This is a genomic window from Baekduia sp., from assembly GCF_035685985.1.
In the GTDB taxonomy this organism is placed as follows: Bacteria; Actinomycetota; Thermoleophilia; order Solirubrobacterales; family Solirubrobacteraceae; genus Baekduia.
This window is the reverse complement of the sequence record NZ_DASRZV010000014.1, coordinates 1-15,013: the sequence shown is the minus strand read 5'-3', so window position 1 is coordinate 15,013 and position 15,013 is coordinate 1. Positions and strand designations below refer to the sequence as shown.

The window sequence follows — 15,013 nt, the reverse complement described above, 5'->3', positions numbered from 1 at the left end:
GAGGAAGCCGGATGCCGGCCAAGGGCCATGCGCAGTGGAAGGGCGATCTCAAGAGCGGGAGCGGCACGTTCACCGCGGGGGACGCGATCTCGGGCGACTACTCCTACAAGTCGCGCTTCGAGGACGGGCCGGGCGCCAACCCGGAGCAGCTGATCGCGGGCGCGCACGCGTCGTGCTTCTCGATGGCGCTGTCCAACATGTTGGCCGAGGCGGGCACGCCGGCCGAGCAGATCAACACCGACGCGGTCGTGACGCTGCGCCTGGTCGACGGCGCGCCCACGATCACCAAGATCGAGCTGACGACGCTCGGGCGCGTCCCCGGCCTCGACGAGGACAAGTTCGTCGAGGCGGCCAACGCGGCCAAGGCCGGCTGCCCGGTCAGCAAGGCGCTGGCGGGCGTCCCGGAGATCACGCTGGACGCGTCGCTGGAGGCCGTCTAGCGACGATCGGCCAGGCGTGGTGGTCGGGCGCGCTCCGGGCGGATCCGCCGCGGGGGCGCGCCGTCGCGCCCGTCGCGCCGCCGCGCCGTCGCTAGGCGCCGGGCAGGACCTTCGGCAGCCACGCCGCGACGGCCGCGCGCACGGCCGGCAGGTCCTTCTTGAGCGCGTGGTCGCCGGGGACCTGCGCGACCTGACGGCGCCCGCGCCCGCGGCGGGCCGGCGGCATCCCGAAGCGGTCGTTGACGCCCTGGACGACGAGCATCGGCACGCGCACCGCGTCCAGCTCGGGCTGGCGCGTCTTGGGCTCGGCGTCGGGGTCGCGCCGCGGCGGGTGCAGCGGGAAGGCCAGGCACAGCACGCCGATCGCGCCGGTCTCGGCGGCGGTGCGGCAGGCGACGCGCGCGCCGGAGGAGCGGCCGCCGGACAGCGTGGGGAGCCCGGCGAGCGCGCCGGCGGCCAGCGCCGCGTGCGCCGCCAGCCAGGCGGCGTCGAGCTGCGCGGCGGGCGCCGCCGAGCGCCGTCCCGCGACGCGGTAGGGCTGCTCGATCCGCGCGACGGTCACGTGCGCGTCCAGCGCGGCGTCGGTCGCCGCCAGCAGGTCGGGCGCGTCGACCGAGCCGCCCGCGCCGTGGCCGAGCAGCAGCGCCGCCACCGGCGCGGGCGCGTGGCGCACGTGGGCGCGGGCCGGGCCGTGCGGCGTGTCGATGTCCAGGACCTCGTCGGCGGGCACCATGCCACCATACGTCGCGATGCACGACGCCTCCGCACCGGTGCGGGTCGACAAGTGGCTGTGGGCCGCGCGGATGGTCAAGACCCGCGCGCTCGGATCCGACGCCGCCAAGGGCGGGCGGGTCGAGGTCAACGGCGTGGTCGTCAAGCCGAGCAAGGACGTCAGGCCCGGCGACGAGCTGGCCTACACCAACGGCCCGGTGAAGACCGTCGTGCGGATCACGGCGACGGCCGAGCGGCGCGGCTCGGCGGCCGTCGCGGCGACGCTCTACGACGAGACGCCCGAGTCGATCGCCGCGCGCGAGGCGTTCCGCGAGCGGCGGCGCCTGGAGCTGCAGTCGATCCCGCGGTCGACCTACGACGACGGCGGCGCGCGGCCGACCAAGCGCGACCGGCGCCGCTTCGAGCAGCAGCGCGAGACGGCGCGCAACCGCCGCGACGTGTAGGCCTACGCGCGCTGCCGCGTTCGCTGCAGGCGCTTGACGACCGGGTGCGACAGCGCGAACAGGATCACGAAGACCGCGATCGTGCCCCAGACCAGCGGGTCGGTGGTCGAGAAGTGCTCCAGGCGCGAGCCGAGGATCACCGCGATGACGATCAGCGGCAGCTGGCCGATCGCGGTCGTCCACGCGAAGCGCGTCAGCGGCACGCGCGTCGCCCCGCACACGTAGCCGACGAAGCTGAACGGCACGATCGGCAGGAGGCGCAGGAGCAGCAGCGCGGTCCAGCCGCCGCGCTGCACCGCGTGCTCGATCGCCGCGCTGCGCTCGTCGCCGGCCAGCCGGGTGAGCAGCGGGCGGCCGAGGTGGCGGCCGATGAAGAACGTGCAGATCCCCGAGGCGAACCAGCCGGTCGCGCAGATCAGGATCCCGAGCGGGATCCCGTAGGTGAAGCCCGTGACGAGGTTGGTGATCTCGGCCGGGAAGACCACGACCGCGTGGGCGATCATCAACGCATACAACACGAGCACGCCGCCCGCGCCGGTGCCGCGGAGCTGCTCGCGCAGCGCGGTCGTGTCGCCGTGGGCGGCGTGGCCGAGCGCCTCGCGGACCGGGTGGATCAGCAGGCAGAGGCCGAGGGCGAGGACGACGGCCCCGGCGATCGCGGCGATGTGCGACCGGCGGGGCCCCACGGCCCTACCTCACACCGAGCAGGTCGACCACGAACACGAGCGTCTCGTCCGGCCCGATGACCGGCGGGGCCCCGCGCTTGCCGTAGGCGAGCATCGGCGGGATCGTGATCCGGCGCCGGCCGCCGACCTTCATGCCCTCGACGCCCTGGTCCCAGCCCTGGATGACCTGGCCCTTGCCGAGGCCGAACTTGAACGTGTCGCCGCGGTCCCAGGAGGCGTCGAACTGGTCGCCGGTCGCCCACGAGACGCCGACGTAGTGGACGTCGACGATCTTGCCGGCGACGGCCTCGTCGCCGGTGCCGACCTCGAGGTCCTCGATCTCCAGCTGGTAGGACGGCGCGCCGCCGGGGACGCTGACTTCGGGCTTCTCGTTGGGGGCCATGGCCCGGGAGGTTAGCCGGCGCTATCCACCGGCGCGCACGACATCGTAGCCGTCGGCCTCCAGGGCGGCGATCACGGTGTCGCGGTGGTCGCCCTGCAGCTCGATGACGCCGTCCTTGGCCGAGCCGCCGACGCCGCAGCGCTTCTTGAGCTTGGCGGCGAGATCGCGGATCTCGAGGTCGTTGAGCGGCAGGTTGAAGACGGTGGTGACGCCCTTGCCCTTGCGGCCCGCGATCTCGCGGCGGACCTTCACGGGGCCGGACGTCTGGCGCTTGACCGTCTTCGGGTCGCGCGCCTTGCGCAGGTCGCCGTCGGAGGACGACCAGACCATGCTGGAGTCGTTGCCGCGTCGGGGCATCGGGCTCAGGATAGGCTGCGAGGCAATGGCGTACACCAACGCGGAGGGCCGGCAGCAGCTGCTCGACGACCTGGGCGGGGCGGCCGACGCGATCGCGATCGCGATCGCCGCCCTCGGCGAGGCCTACGAGCTGCTCGACGAGCAGACCGGCGACAAGCTGGAGGAGCTGCTGTTCCGCCCGGCGCAGGCCGCGTCGGGGCGGGCGAAGCGGACGTACGCGGAGTTCGCCGAGCGCCACGGGTTCCCGGCGCGGGCGTTCGCGGGCGGCCGCGCGCCCCACGCGCACCGGCCGAAGGACCACATCGACAACGCGGTCGCCGCCTTGGAGCGGGCCGACGCCGAGCTGGGCGAGCTGCAGGACTCGATGCTGCCGGTCGAGGTCGGCGACGCCGAGGTCCGGGCGGGCATCGCGGAGACGCGGGCGTTGTTGGGGCCCTTGCCGCACACGGCCCACGAGCTGGAGCGACGGCTCGGGCGCTAGCGTCAGCCCTCGGCGGCCTCGGACGCCTCCAGCCAGGCGGCCTCGAGGTCGTCGCGCTCGGCGGTGAGGGTCGCCAGCTCGTCGTTGAGCGCGCGCAGGCGGTCGAAGTCGGTGGCCGCGCCCGCCATCGCCTCGTGCAGCTCGGTCTCGCGCGTGGCGAGCTTGTCCAGCGCGCGCTCGATCCGGGCGATCTCCTTGCGGGCCTCGCGCGCGGCGCCGCCGGCGCCGGGCCTGCGGGCGGGGGCGGCGGGCGCGGTGGCGTCCGCGGCGGTGACGGGCGCGGTGGCCGGCGCCGGCGTCGCCGCCGCCGCCGCGTCGGCCGCGTGACGCGCCTGGAGGTACTGGTCGATCCCGCCCGGGAGATGGCGGATCCCGCCGTCGCCCATCAAGGCGTACACGTCGTCGGTGACGCGCTCGACGAAGTAGCGGTCGTGGCTGACGACGACCAGCGTGCCGGGCCAGCCGTCGAGCAGGTCCTCCAGCGCGGTGAGCGTGTCGATGTCGAGGTCGTTGGTCGGCTCGTCCAACACGAGGACATTGGGTTCGTCCATCAGCAGCCGCATGAGCTGCAGGCGCCGGCGCTCGCCGCCGGACAGGTCGCGGACCAGCGTTCGCGCCCGCTCGCCGCGAAAGCCGAAGCGCTCGGCCATCTGGCCGGAGGTGATCTCGACGCCGTCGGCCAGCCGCGTGCGCCCGCGCACCGAGGCGACCGACTCGAGGACGTTCTGGTCGCCGGGGATCTCGGCGACCTCCTGCGACAGGTAGGCCAGCCGCACGGTCTGGCCGCGGTCGACCGCGCCGGACGTCGGCTCCTGCGTGCCCGCCAGGATCCGGATCAGCGAGGTCTTGCCGCTGCCGTTGACGCCGACCAGCGCGACGCGGTCGCCGGGGCCCAGCCGCCAGGTCAGGTGGCGCAGGAGCGGCGGCGCGTCGCCGTAGCGCAAGGTGATGTCCTCGGCCTCGAGCACCTTGTTGCCCAGCCGCCGCGCGGAGAAGCGCAGCAGCTCGGCCCCGTCGCGGGCCTCGGGCTCGTCGGCGATCAGCGCGTTGGCGGCCTCGATGCGGAACTTCGGCTTCGACGTGCGCGCCGGCGGCCCGCGCCGCAGCCACGCCAGCTCCTTGCGCATGAGCTGCTGGCGGCGCTCCTCGCGCGCGGCGGCCTGGCGGTCGCGCTCGGCGCGCGCCAGCACGTAGGCCGCGTAGCCGCCCTCGTACTGGTCGACACCGCCGTCGTGGACCTCCCACGTCCGCGTGCACACGGCGTCCAGGAACCAGCGGTCGTGCGTGACGACCAGCAGCGTGCCGCGGCGGGCGGCGAGGTGCTGGGCCAGCCAGTCGACGCCCTCGACGTCGAGGTGGTTGGTCGGCTCGTCGAGCAGCAGCAGGTCCGGGTTGTCGATCAGCGCCTTGGCCAGCGCGATCCGCCGGCGCTCGCCGCCGCTCAGCGGGGCGATGACCGTGTCCAGGCCCTGCGGGAAGCGGTCGATCCCGACGCCGCCCAGCAGCCCGTCGAGCACGGTGCGGAAGCGGGCGTCGGCGCGCCACTCGTGGTCGGCGCGGCCCTCGACCAGCTCGGCGCGGACCGTGGCGGAGGGGTCGAGCGCGTCGCCCTGGCCGAGCACGCCGATCGACACGCCGCCGGAGCGCGTGACCGCGCCCGCGTCGGGCTCCTCGGAGCCGCCGATCAAGGCCATCAACGTGCTCTTGCCGTCGCCGTTGCGACCGACGACGCCCACGCGATCGCCCTCGGCCAGGCCGAGCGTGACGTCGCTCAGGACCGTGCGCGCGGCGTAGCCCTTGGCGACGTCCTTGAGGTTGACGAGGTTGCGCGCGGCGACGGGCGTCACCACCCGTAACCTACGCAACATGAGCGACGACGGCCCTTCCGACGACGCCCTGCTGCGCCCCTGCGACGTCGCCGCCTGGCTCGACGTGGAGGAGTCCTGGGTCGCCGACGCCGTCGCCCGCGAGGACCTCCCGATCATGGGCTACACCTCCAACGGGGAGCCCGTCGTCGTGGCCGGCGAGGTCCGGGCCTGGCTGCGACGGCCGGACCCGTTCGGGGACTGCACCTAGGGACGGGATCGCCGGCGCGGCGTCCGGGCAGGGCTCGCGTCCGCCGGGCCGCGTGTTTTCCCTGGAGCGCGGGGTAGTGGAGGGCTGATGACCGACGCCGGACGCCGTGACATCGACCGTGCCATCGCCGGGCTGGCGGAGAAGCTGCCGGCCGAGCTGGAGGTGCTCGCGCGGATCGCCTATGACTACTCGTGGTCCTGGGACCCGGACGGCGACGCGCTGTTCGGCGACGTCGACCCGGACCGCTGGACCGCGTGCGCGGGCAACCCCGTGCGGCTGCTGCAGGAGGCGAGCGCCGAGCGCCTGGCCGCCGCCGCGGCCGACGCGGCGCTGCTGGAGCGCGCCGCCGCGCTGGACCGGCGGTTGGCCGACCATCGCGCGGCGCCGCCGTCGCGGTCCGGCGCGCCGGTCGCGTACTTCTGCGCGGAGTACGCGATCCACGCGTCGCTGCCGATCTACTCCGGCGGCCTCGGCGCGCTGGCCGGCGACCTGGTCAAGGAGGCCAGCGACCGGGCGCTGCCGTTCGTCGCGATCGGGTTGATGTACCGCCAGGGCTACTTCCGCCAGCGGATCGACCTGTCGGGCTGGCAGCGCGAGTACTGGCTGGACACCGACGCCGAGCGCCTGCCCGCCGCGCTGGTCACCGGCGACGACGGGCGGCCGCTCACGGTCTCGGTGCCGGTGCGCGACGAGACGATCGTCGCGCAGCTGTGGCGGGTGGACGTCGGCCGCGTGCCGCTGTTCCTGCTGGACGCCGAGCGGCCCGAGAACTCCGCCTTCGCGCGCTTCACGACCTCGCAGCTGTACGTCGGCTCGCCCGAGGTGCGACTCGACCAGTACGCCTTGCTCGGGATCGGCGGACGGCGCGCGCTGGCCGCGCTGGGGGTCGAGCCCGAGGTCATCCACCTCAACGAGGGCCACGCGGCGTTCGGGGCGCTGGAGGAGCCGGGCGCGACGGTCGAGGAGATCGTCGCCGCGTCCCGGCCGCACACGGTCTTCACCACGCACACGCCGGTCCCGGCGGGCAACGACGCCTACCCGGGCGGCGACGTCGCGCTGCTGCTGGAGCCGGAGATCGAGGCGCGCGGCCTGGACGACGGCGCGGTGCTGGCGCTCGGCCGCACGCATCCCGAGGACGAGCACGAGCCGTTCGGGATCACGCAGCTGGCGATCCGCACGTCGCGGGCGACCAACGCGGTCAGCCGCCGCCACGGCGAGGTCGCGCGCGAGATGTGGCAGGAGCTGTGGCCCGGGACGCCGGTCGACGACGTCCCGATCACGCACGTCACCAACGGCGTGCACGTCCCGACGTGGATCGGCGGGCCGATGCGGACGCTGTTCGACACGTATCTCGGCGACGGCTGGATCACCCGCGCGGCCGACCCGGCGACGTGGGAGGGCATCGACGCGATCCCCGACGACGAGCTGCTGGCCGTGCGGCGCGCGCAGCGCGAGGGGCTCGTCGACCTCGTCCGCGCCCGGATCCCGCGCGACCGCCTGGTCCGCGGCGAGGAGCGCGCGTTCGTGGAGGCCGCCGAGTCCGCGTTCGACCCCGACGCGCTGACGATCGGCTTCGCCCGCCGCGTGGCGACCTACAAGCGCCTCGGGCTGATGGTCCACGACGCCGAGCGCGCGCTGGACCTCCTGCGCGGCGACCGCCCGGTCCAGCTCGTCATCGCCGGCAAGGCGCATCCGAAGGACGACCCGGGCAAGCAGCTCATCCAGGAGCTGCTGCATCTGCGCGGTGCGGCGGGGACGGAGGGGCGCGTGGTCTTCCTGGCCGACTACGACCTGGCGTCCGCCGCGCGGCTGGTCGGCGGCTGCGACGTCTGGGTCAACCTGCCGCGCCCGCCGCTGGAGGCGTCCGGGACCTCCGGGATGAAGTCGGTGCTCAACGGCGGCCTGCAGCTGTCCGTGCTGGACGGCTGGTGGGCCGAGGCCTACGACGGCTCGAATGGCTGGGCGCTACCCGGCGAGGTCGACGCCGACCACCAGGCCCAGGACGCCAGGGACGCGGCGATGTTGTACCGGTTGCTCGAGGACGAGGTGGTGCCGGAGTTCTACGCGGGGAACGGAGCGTGGGTGGCGCGGGTCAAGGCGTCGCTGAAGACCTGCGCGCCGCGGTTCTCGGCGACGCGGATGTTGCAGGACTACGAGAGCAAGATGTACGCGTGGAGCGGGGTGGCGGTGTAGGAGGGGGGCTTGGGGCGTCTCGGGCGCCTTTGGCGCTGACGCGCTCGGCGCTCGTGGTGCCGCTCCGCGCTGGTGGCCGAGTCACCGAGGGGAACGAGCGGGGTTGGCAGCGCCACCCGGGTCGCTCTCCGCCGGCCCGGCGCCGGGCTCAGGGCGAGCCGTTCGGGGCCGAAGCGTCGTCGCGGGTCACTGCGAACGTCCATGCGACGTTCGCAGTGACCCGCATCGCGCCGGCCGACCCTTCAACGCGCCGGCCGACCCGCGTCGCGCCGGCGGACCGATGGCGCGCTCGTGTCGTTATCCGACACGAAGGCGCCATTGGTTGTCGCTTCGGCCCCGAACGACCCGCCCTGAGCCCGGAGACTCGCTCGCGGACGACCGCAGGCGGTCGCCACGCCAACCCGGCCTCGCTCCCCTCGGTGACTTGGCCACCAGCGCCCCGCAGCACCGCCAACGCCCAGCGCGTCAGCGCCGCGAGCGCTCGCGCCACCCGGCCCGAAGCCCGCGTCAGCGCCGCCGCCGCCGCCGGCGCCGCGCCCGCGCCCCCGCCCGCTCCCGCCCCTACGCCACCCCCGCCTCGGCCAGCCAGGCCCAGAGCGTCTCCTGGTCCACCACCTGCACGCCCAGCTTGTCGGCCTTGTTGGTCTTCGCCGCGCCCGTGTTGGCCCCGGCCAGCAGGTAGTCCGTGTCGCCCGACACCGATGAGGTCGCCGTCGCGGCGGCCTGCTCCACCAACCGGGTCACGTCCGGCCGCGAGACCTTGGCGCCGGAGCGCGGGTCGGTGAACGCGCCGGTGATGACGACGGTCTTGCCCTTCAGCGGCGAGTCGCCGGCGGCGGCGACGTCGACGGGGCGGTCCTCGTCGTGGACGGTGAGGTCGACGCCGGCGGCGCGCAGCTCCGCGATCTCCTGGTCGACCTCCGGGCGCTGGAAGAACGCGACCAGCGACTCGGCGACCTTCGGGCCGATGTCCTTGATCGCCACCAGCTCGTCGACCGACGCCGCGGCGATCTCCTCGATCCGCTCGAACCCGGCCAGGCACAGGCGCTTGGCCGTCCCGTCGGAGGCCATCGGGATCGCGAAGCCGATCAGCGCCCGGCGCAGCCCCAGGCCCTTGGACTCCGCGATCGAGTCCACCATGTTGCGCGCCGAGACCTCGCCCATGCGCTCGTAGTCCAGCAGCAGGTCGGTCGTGATCTTGGTGTAGAAGTCCGCGCGCGACTTCAGGACCCCGTCCTCGGCGAGCTTCTCGATCCAGACGTCGCCGACGCCCTCCATGTCGGCCGCCGGCCGCGACGCCCAGTGCATCAGCCGGCGCGTGATCTGCGCCGGGCACTGCAGGTTCGGGCACCAGCGCTCCTCGCCGGTGCCGCGGATCTCCAGCTCGGTCGCGCACGACGGGCAGTACTTCGGCGGGACGATGACCTCCTCGGTCCCGTCGCGGTCCTCGGGGATCGAGCGCCCGGCGAACGGGATGACGTCGCCGCGGCGGACGACCGCGATCGTGTCGCCGATCCGCAGGTCGCGCTCCCGGATCAGCCGCGGGTTGTGCAAGGTGATGTTCTCGACCGTCACGCCGCCGACGAACACGGGCTCGACCTTCGCGCGCGGCGCGATCCGCCCGACCTTGCCGACCTGCCACTCGACCGCCAGCAGCTTCGTGAGCTTCTCCTCCGGCGGGTACTTGAAGGCGATCGCGCCGCGCGGCTCGGCGCTGTTGAAGCCCGCGGCCTCGAACGCCGCCGGCTCGTGCAGCCGCACGACCGCGCCGTCGATGTCGTAGTCCAACGCGTCGCGGCGGGCGCCGATCGCGTGGATGGCGTCCATGACCGCGTCGGTCGTGTCGCACAGCGTCTGGTGGACCAGCTCGAAGCCGAGCCGCTCGGGATCGACGTCGGCCCCGTCGTGCTCGGCCCCGAAGGCGAAGAAGCGCAGCAGGCGGCCGGCCTCGGCGGCGGCGCGCGCGTCCTTCTGCATCAACGTGCCGGCCGCGCCGTTGCGTGGGTTGGTCAGCGGCTTGTCGGGGTGCGTGTCGTTGTAGGCCTGCCACGTGGAGCGCGCCATCAGCGCCTCGCCGCGCACCTCGACGCGCCCCTTCGGCTTCACGGTCCGCGGCAGCTCCGGGATCACGTGGATCGCCTTGTCGGTGACGATCTCGCCGATCGTCCCGGTCCCGCGCGTGGCGACGTAGTCGAGCTTCCCGTGCTCGTAGACGATCGAGATCGAGAGCCCGTCGAGCTTCTCCGACACGCGGAACACCTGGCCCGGGAAGCGCTCGCAGAACGTGACGATCGCCTCCTCGGTCGTCGCCTTGGCCAGCGAGAGCATCGGCCGCGCGTGGCGGACCGTCGGGCCCTGCAGCTGCTCGGGCGCGTTGACCTTGCCCAGCGGCGAGTCGCTGGGCTCCAGCTCCGGATGCTCGGCGACCAGCGCGGTCAGCTCGTCCTTGAGCGCGTCGTAGTCGGCGTCCGGGAACGGACTGTCGCCGTCGCCGTAGTAGGCGTCGTTGAGGCGCTTGACCTCCGCGCTCAGCTCCTGGATCCGGGCGGCGATGTCCTTCGTGCTCACGTGCCCATGGTGACGGCCGCGCCGGATGCGGAGCCTCCGGCGGCTAGGGTTAGAGAGAGCCCGGCGCTTTCGCAGTTGTTGCCCTCGTGCACCCTCCGCGTTTCGCAGAACACCGACAGGAGGGTGGATCTCCTATGGCCGCACGCAACAAGAAGACGACGATGGCGAAGCTCAACCGCGAAAACCGCCAGCGCGAGAAGCGCATGGAGAAGAACGCGCGCAAGGAGGCCCGCAAGCTCGGCCTCGTCCCCGCGCCCGCTGAGGCCGAGGGCGAGCCCGTCGAGGAGGCGTGGCAGCTGACCCGCGGGCTGGACCCCGACCAGCTCTAGTCGCACACTGGAGCCGTCATGCGGCTCCTCGGAAGGCTCGAGCTGGGGTACGCCATGCTGATCGCCTGGATGGCGGTCGCCGGATGGCGGATGGCGGTCGGCTCCGCGCACGACGACGACGGCTACGGCTGGGCGTGGCGTGCGCACAACGGGCTGCTGCTGCTTCAGGGCGTCCTCGCCCTGCTGGCCGGCGTCACGTGGCTGGCGGTGATGATGTCGGCGCGCGACCGCCGGCGCGGCCAGGTCGTCGGGTGCCTGGCGATCTTCGTGCTGTTCGCCGCGGCCTTCGCGGTGATCTTCGCGTTCCCCGGCCTGTACAGCTCGGGCACGTACGAGAACTAGCTAGCGGCCGCCGCGCTCGCGCCGGTCCAGCTCGGCCTCGAGGTCGATCGCGCGGATGTCGGGCTCGTCCGGCAGGCGCTCCAGCAGCGCGCGCACGTGGGCGCGGACGTCGGCCTGCTCGCGCCGCGAGTCGTCCAGCGCGGCGTGCAGCGCGCTGTGGGTGACCTTCATCTCGGCGGCGTCCACGCTCAGCGGCGTGGCCTCGTCGTCGGGGAGGCGGCCCAGGAGGCCGTCCAGGACGGCGGCGATCCGGTGCTCCTCGCGCCCGAGGTCGTCGCGAAACGTCCGCAGCGCGGTGCGCAGCGTCTCGCGCTCGTCGTCGTGGACGATGAGCGGGAAGGTCGGTGGCGCGGCGGTGGCGTCGTCGTCGGAAGCGGCCATGCGCGGACGCTACGCGTCGGCGCGCTGCTCCCGCAAGGCCGCGGCCAGGATCCCGTTGACGAACTTCGGCGCGTCGGCCCCGCAGAACTCCTTGGCGGTCTCGACGGCCTCGTCGATCGCGCCCTCGGCGGGGATCGGCGTGTCGGCCGGGACCGCGTCGGGGTGGAGCATCTCCAGGAGCGCGACGCGCATGATCGCCTTCTCCAGCGGCGCGATGCGGTCGATCGTCCAGCCCTTGGCGTGGCGCTCGATCACCCCGTCGAGGTCGGCGGCGTAGTCGGCCGACGCGTAGGCGAGCGCGCGCGTGAACGTGGTCGCGTCGCGCGAGAAGACGTCGTCCAGCTCACGGCTGGTGACGTCGTGCTGGTAGAGGGCGAACGCGGCGGCGCGGCGTTGATCGGAACGACGGGACAAGCGCTAGGCCCGCGACATGTAGTCGCCGGTCTCGGTCTGGATCTTCACGCGGTCGCCGATGTTGACGAACAGCGGGACCATGATCTGGGCGCCGGTCTCGACCGTCGCGGGCTTGTTGCCGCCGCCGGAGGCCGTGTCGCCGCGGACGCCCGGCTCGGTCTCGGTGACCTCCAGCTCGACCGACGACGGCAGCTGGATCGAGGACGGGTTGCCGTCCATGAACACCACGTCGACCTCGTCGGAGGGCTTGGTCCAGCGCAGCGCGTCGGCGACGCCGGCGGCCGGGACCGCGAGCTGCTCGAAGGACTCGGTGTCCATGAAGTGCGCGTCGGTGTCGTCGGCGTACAGGAACTGCATCTTGCGCGCCTCGGTCCGGACGGCGCGGAACTTCTCACCGGCGCGGAACGTCTTGTCGATCACGTTGCCATCGCTGGCGCGCTTCAACTTGGTGCGCACGAAGGCCGGACCCTTGCCGGGCTTGACGTGCTGGAACTCGACGACCTTGTAGATGGTGCCGTCGACTTCGATGTGGTTGCCGTTCTTGAGCTGGTTGGTGCTGATCATGGTCCGCCGACCAGTATGGCGCACCCGCCCGGGACGGCCGCATCCGCCCGCCCCCGACGGCGTCGGTCCGCGCGCGGACCGCTAGACGGCCGTCGCGTGCGGGATCGTGACGACCGCCAGCGACGTGGCGGGCATCGAGAGCGAGAGCGTGCCGTTGGCTCCGGGGCAGACGCGCGAGGTGCGCGGACGGCCGGACGGCGGCGCCTGCCAGGCGGTGGCGCAGCCGGTGCGCCGCGCGGTCGTGGACCCGGCGTGGGTGACGCGGATCGTGGCGGTCGCCTGCCGGCGGGTGATGAGCAGGAGGCGGGCGGTGCCGTCGCGGTCGACGGTCGACCCGCCGCGGACCGCGCCGGTGGTGATCGTGCGCACGACGTGGCTGCCGGACGGCGCGGCGCGCGCGAAGGCGAGCATGCCGGTCAGCGGCGGGCGGCCGGTCACGCGGCCGTCGCGATGGACGACGAACGGCGCGTAGGCCGCGCCGGCCCAGGTGTGCAGGGTCGCTGAGTGCACGCCCGCCCGCGCCAGCGCCATCAGCGTGTCCGCCGTCCAGAGCGCCGCGACGGGCCGGTTGCTGAGCCCGGGGCGCCCGCCGCAGGCGAAGGTGTTCAGCTCCGAGACGTTCACCGGCAGGTGCTCCTCGCGGCCGATCCGCAGCAGCGGCCGCAGCGACGCGACGCGCGTGCGGCTGGACGCGCGGCCGGCCAGCCAGGACGCCTTGGGCGTCGGGGCCTCGCAGTTGGGCTCGGCGTAGAGGTGGGCGGCGAGCGCGCCGGCGCGGCCGCCCCACTGGTGCAGCATGGCGGGCAGCGCCGGCCACCACGCCGGCGCGGCGAAGCCCGCGACGGTCAGCGCGGCGCCGCCGGCGACCGGCTGCAGCGCGCGCAGGTAGGTGCCGGCGTCGCGCGCGTAGTCGGCGAGCGTGTACCTGGCGAACTTGGTCAGCCGCCGGTGGACGTGGCCGCCGCGGACGAACGTGCGCCCGCGCGTGTAGAAGTCGGGCTCGTTGCCGATCTCGATCCCGGCCAGCGAGCCCGGCGGCAGCTCCCGGCGGGCCGCGCGGATCAGCGCGACGGCGTTGCTCGGGTCGCGCAGCGCGAGGTTGACCCCGAGCGAGACCGGACCGCCGAGGCCGCGCGCCAGCCACGCGACGTCGTCGAGCGTCCCGGGCCCGAGGTTCTGCAGGACCGTCGGCGGCTTGGGCTCGCGTCCGCCCGGGTTCCACCAGGCCTGGTCGGCGCTGTCGCCGCCGACCCGCAGCCGCAGCGGCGAGCCCGCCGCCTGGCGCAGCGGCGCCAGCAGCGCCAGCAGCGCGGCGGGGCGGTGCCCCGCGTAGGCGCCGAGCGTGTCCCACTCGACCGACAGCCCCAAGAACGACCGCGGCACCGTCCGGCCCGGCCGATCGACGACGATCCGGGCCGTCCCGGCCACCGGGTCGGGATCGTCCTTCCGGCCACCGCGCGCCAGCAGCACCACGAGGACCATCGCCACGCCGATCGCCGCGACGAGGGCGACGAGCCGCCAGAGCCGCGGTGCGCGTGCCGAGCCGATGGTCGCCATGAGCGGCCTGAGTATGCCGAGCGTCGTGCGCCTGCGCGCCGGGCGGCCCGTACCCCGCGGGTAGCGCCGCCGCGCCCTAGGGCACAATGCGGGGGAGATGAGCACCACCGACGAGACCGCCGCCCAGCTCGATGCGCTGGTGACGCGCCTGGAGCGCGCCGCCGAGCAGCTGCGCTCGGGCGACGTGTCCCCCGACGCGGCCGCGACCCTGGTCGAGGACGCCGCGTCGCTGGCCTCCCAGGCCTCGGCCGAGCTGGAGCGCCTGTCGCGCGCCGCGGCGGCCGAGCCGCACCCCGGCCAGGACCCGCTGCTGTAGTGCCGTCGTCCGCTGACACCGAGGCGGAGGTGGGGACGGGGGCTGTCGTGGCCTACCCCGACCACCTGCGCGCCCACGTCGACGTCTACCTCGACGCGCTGCGCTTCCCGTCCCGCGCCCCGCGCACCGAGGGGCTGGAGGACGCGATGCGCTACAGCCTGCTGGCCGGCGGCAAGCGCATCCGGCCGGTCCTGGCGCTGGCCACCGCGGGCGCGATCGGGCTGGACCGCCAGGCCGTGCTGCCGCTGGCCGCCGCGCTGGAGCTGATCCACACCTACTCGCTCATCCACGACGACCTGCCGGCCATGGACAACAGCGACCTGCGCCGCGGGCGGCCGACCTGCCACAAGCAATATGACGAGGCGACCGCGATTCTCGCGGGCGACGCGCTGTTGACCCGGGCGTTTGAGGTGCTGGCCGAGCCCGACACGCATGGCGACCCGGCGGTGCGGTGCGAGCTGGTGACGGCGCTGGCGATCGCGGCAGGCGCGTCGGGCATGGTCGGCGGCCAGATGATCGACCTCATCGCCGAGCACCGGCCCGACCTCGACATGGGCGCGATCACCCATCTGCAGCGGATGAAGACCGGCGCGCTCATCGTCTGCGCCTTCGAGCTGCCGGTGGTGATGGCCCGTGCGCCCGAGCCCGAGGCGCGTGCGCTGACCGCGTTCGCCCAGGACCTCGGCCTTGCCTACCAGATCGTCGACGACCTGCTCGACGTGGAGGGCGATCCCGCGCTGCTCGGCAAGGCC

At 74.1% G+C, this 15,013-nt stretch carries 19 protein-coding genes; 9 read left to right on the top strand and 10 right to left on the bottom strand.

The window, feature by feature from the left end; translation table 11 throughout:
- Positions 1-11 precede the first annotated feature (11 nt).
- The gene (locus tag VFG42_RS06615; RefSeq protein WP_324906537.1) at positions 12-440 is read left to right on the top strand and encodes an OsmC family protein; all 429 of its coding nucleotides are present in this window, start codon (positions 12-14) and stop codon (positions 438-440) included.
- Positions 441-531: 91 nt separating this feature from the next.
- Here VFG42_RS06615 and VFG42_RS06610 read toward each other — a convergent pair whose 3' ends face one another.
- A complete protein-coding gene (locus tag VFG42_RS06610; RefSeq protein ID WP_324906535.1) occupies positions 532-1,173 on the bottom strand; it encodes an alpha/beta family hydrolase in 642 nt (213 codons plus the stop codon).
- A gap of 16 nt (positions 1,174-1,189) precedes the next feature.
- On the opposite strand from VFG42_RS06610, the gene VFG42_RS06605 reads away from it, so the two are divergent.
- Entirely contained in the window at positions 1,190-1,615 is a 426-nt protein-coding gene (locus tag VFG42_RS06605) for an RNA-binding S4 domain-containing protein (protein WP_324906533.1), read from the top strand.
- A 2-nt stretch (positions 1,616-1,617) separates the two neighbouring features.
- Here VFG42_RS06605 and VFG42_RS06600 read toward each other — a convergent pair whose 3' ends face one another.
- The 3 genes from VFG42_RS06600 to VFG42_RS06590 are packed head-to-tail and all read right to left on the bottom strand — an operon-like array spanning position 1,618 to position 3,040.
- The gene (locus VFG42_RS06600) at positions 1,618-2,301 is read right to left on the bottom strand and encodes a TVP38/TMEM64 family protein (protein ID WP_324906531.1); all 684 of its coding nucleotides are present in this window, start codon (positions 2,299-2,301) and stop codon (positions 1,618-1,620) included.
- Positions 2,302-2,305: 4 nt separating this feature from the next.
- Positions 2,306-2,683: an FKBP-type peptidyl-prolyl cis-trans isomerase gene (locus VFG42_RS06595; RefSeq protein ID WP_324906529.1), complete on the bottom strand. Its 378-nt coding sequence runs from the start codon at positions 2,681-2,683 to the stop codon at positions 2,306-2,308.
- A 21-nt stretch (positions 2,684-2,704) separates the two neighbouring features.
- Complete coding sequence (locus tag VFG42_RS06590; RefSeq protein ID WP_324906527.1) at positions 2,705-3,040, bottom strand: stress response translation initiation inhibitor YciH; 336 nt, start codon at positions 3,038-3,040, stop codon at positions 2,705-2,707.
- A 25-nt stretch (positions 3,041-3,065) separates the two neighbouring features.
- Here VFG42_RS06590 and VFG42_RS06585 point away from each other — a divergent pair, with 25 nt between their 5' ends.
- Positions 3,066-3,521: a hypothetical protein gene (locus VFG42_RS06585; RefSeq protein WP_324906525.1), complete on the top strand. Its 456-nt coding sequence runs from the start codon at positions 3,066-3,068 to the stop codon at positions 3,519-3,521.
- A 2-nt stretch (positions 3,522-3,523) separates the two neighbouring features.
- Here the strand turns inward: VFG42_RS06585 and VFG42_RS06580 are convergent, their stop codons facing one another.
- On the bottom strand, positions 3,524-5,368 hold the full coding sequence (locus VFG42_RS06580; RefSeq protein WP_324906522.1) for an ABC-F family ATP-binding cassette domain-containing protein: 1,845 nt from the start codon (positions 5,366-5,368) through the stop codon (positions 3,524-3,526).
- 19 nt (positions 5,369-5,387) lie between these two features.
- On the opposite strand from VFG42_RS06580, the gene VFG42_RS06575 reads away from it, so the two are divergent.
- Positions 5,388-5,597: a hypothetical protein gene (locus tag VFG42_RS06575; protein WP_324906520.1), complete on the top strand. Its 210-nt coding sequence runs from the start codon at positions 5,388-5,390 to the stop codon at positions 5,595-5,597.
- Between the two features lie 87 nt (positions 5,598-5,684).
- Positions 5,685-7,790, top strand: coding sequence for an alpha-glucan family phosphorylase (glgP, locus tag VFG42_RS06570; RefSeq protein ID WP_324906518.1), 2,106 nt, complete (start codon positions 5,685-5,687; stop codon positions 7,788-7,790).
- A 561-nt stretch (positions 7,791-8,351) separates the two neighbouring features.
- On the opposite strand, the gene ligA is transcribed toward glgP, so the two are convergent.
- Positions 8,352-10,358: an NAD-dependent DNA ligase LigA gene (gene ligA, locus VFG42_RS06565; protein WP_324906516.1), complete on the bottom strand. Its 2,007-nt coding sequence runs from the start codon at positions 10,356-10,358 to the stop codon at positions 8,352-8,354.
- A gap of 134 nt (positions 10,359-10,492) precedes the next feature.
- On the opposite strand from ligA, the gene VFG42_RS06560 reads away from it, so the two are divergent.
- Together VFG42_RS06560 and VFG42_RS06555 are read left to right on the top strand one after the other, a co-directional pair.
- Entirely contained in the window at positions 10,493-10,687 is a 195-nt protein-coding gene (locus VFG42_RS06560; protein ID WP_324906515.1) for a hypothetical protein, read from the top strand.
- Positions 10,688-10,705: 18 nt separating this feature from the next.
- Entirely contained in the window at positions 10,706-11,029 is a 324-nt protein-coding gene (locus VFG42_RS06555; protein WP_324906513.1) for a hypothetical protein, read from the top strand.
- Here VFG42_RS06555 and VFG42_RS06550 read toward each other — a convergent pair whose 3' ends face one another.
- From VFG42_RS06550 to VFG42_RS06535, 4 genes are all read right to left on the bottom strand, one after another.
- Positions 11,030-11,410 (bottom strand): hypothetical protein, encoded by a 381-nt coding sequence (locus VFG42_RS06550; RefSeq protein WP_324906511.1) that lies wholly within the window; start codon positions 11,408-11,410, stop codon positions 11,030-11,032.
- A gap of 9 nt (positions 11,411-11,419) precedes the next feature.
- Positions 11,420-11,824 carry a transcription antitermination protein NusB gene (locus VFG42_RS06545; RefSeq protein WP_324906509.1) on the bottom strand — a complete coding sequence of 135 codons (405 nt, stop codon included), beginning with the start codon at positions 11,822-11,824 and terminating at the stop codon, positions 11,420-11,422.
- Positions 11,825-11,827: 3 nt separating this feature from the next.
- Positions 11,828-12,388 (bottom strand): elongation factor P, encoded by a 561-nt coding sequence (gene efp, locus VFG42_RS06540; protein WP_324906507.1) that lies wholly within the window; start codon positions 12,386-12,388, stop codon positions 11,828-11,830.
- An 81-nt stretch (positions 12,389-12,469) separates the two neighbouring features.
- Entirely contained in the window at positions 12,470-13,945 is a 1,476-nt protein-coding gene (locus tag VFG42_RS06535) for a hypothetical protein (protein WP_324906505.1), read from the bottom strand.
- Between the two features lie 97 nt (positions 13,946-14,042).
- On the opposite strand from VFG42_RS06535, the gene VFG42_RS06530 reads away from it, so the two are divergent.
- Together VFG42_RS06530 and VFG42_RS06525 are read left to right on the top strand one after the other, a co-directional pair.
- Positions 14,043-14,261 carry a hypothetical protein gene (locus tag VFG42_RS06530; RefSeq protein ID WP_324906502.1) on the top strand — a complete coding sequence of 73 codons (219 nt, stop codon included), beginning with the start codon at positions 14,043-14,045 and terminating at the stop codon, positions 14,259-14,261.
- A gap of 47 nt (positions 14,262-14,308) precedes the next feature.
- On the top strand, positions 14,309-15,013 hold a 705-nt coding region (locus VFG42_RS06525; protein WP_324906500.1), incomplete at its 3' end, for a polyprenyl synthetase family protein.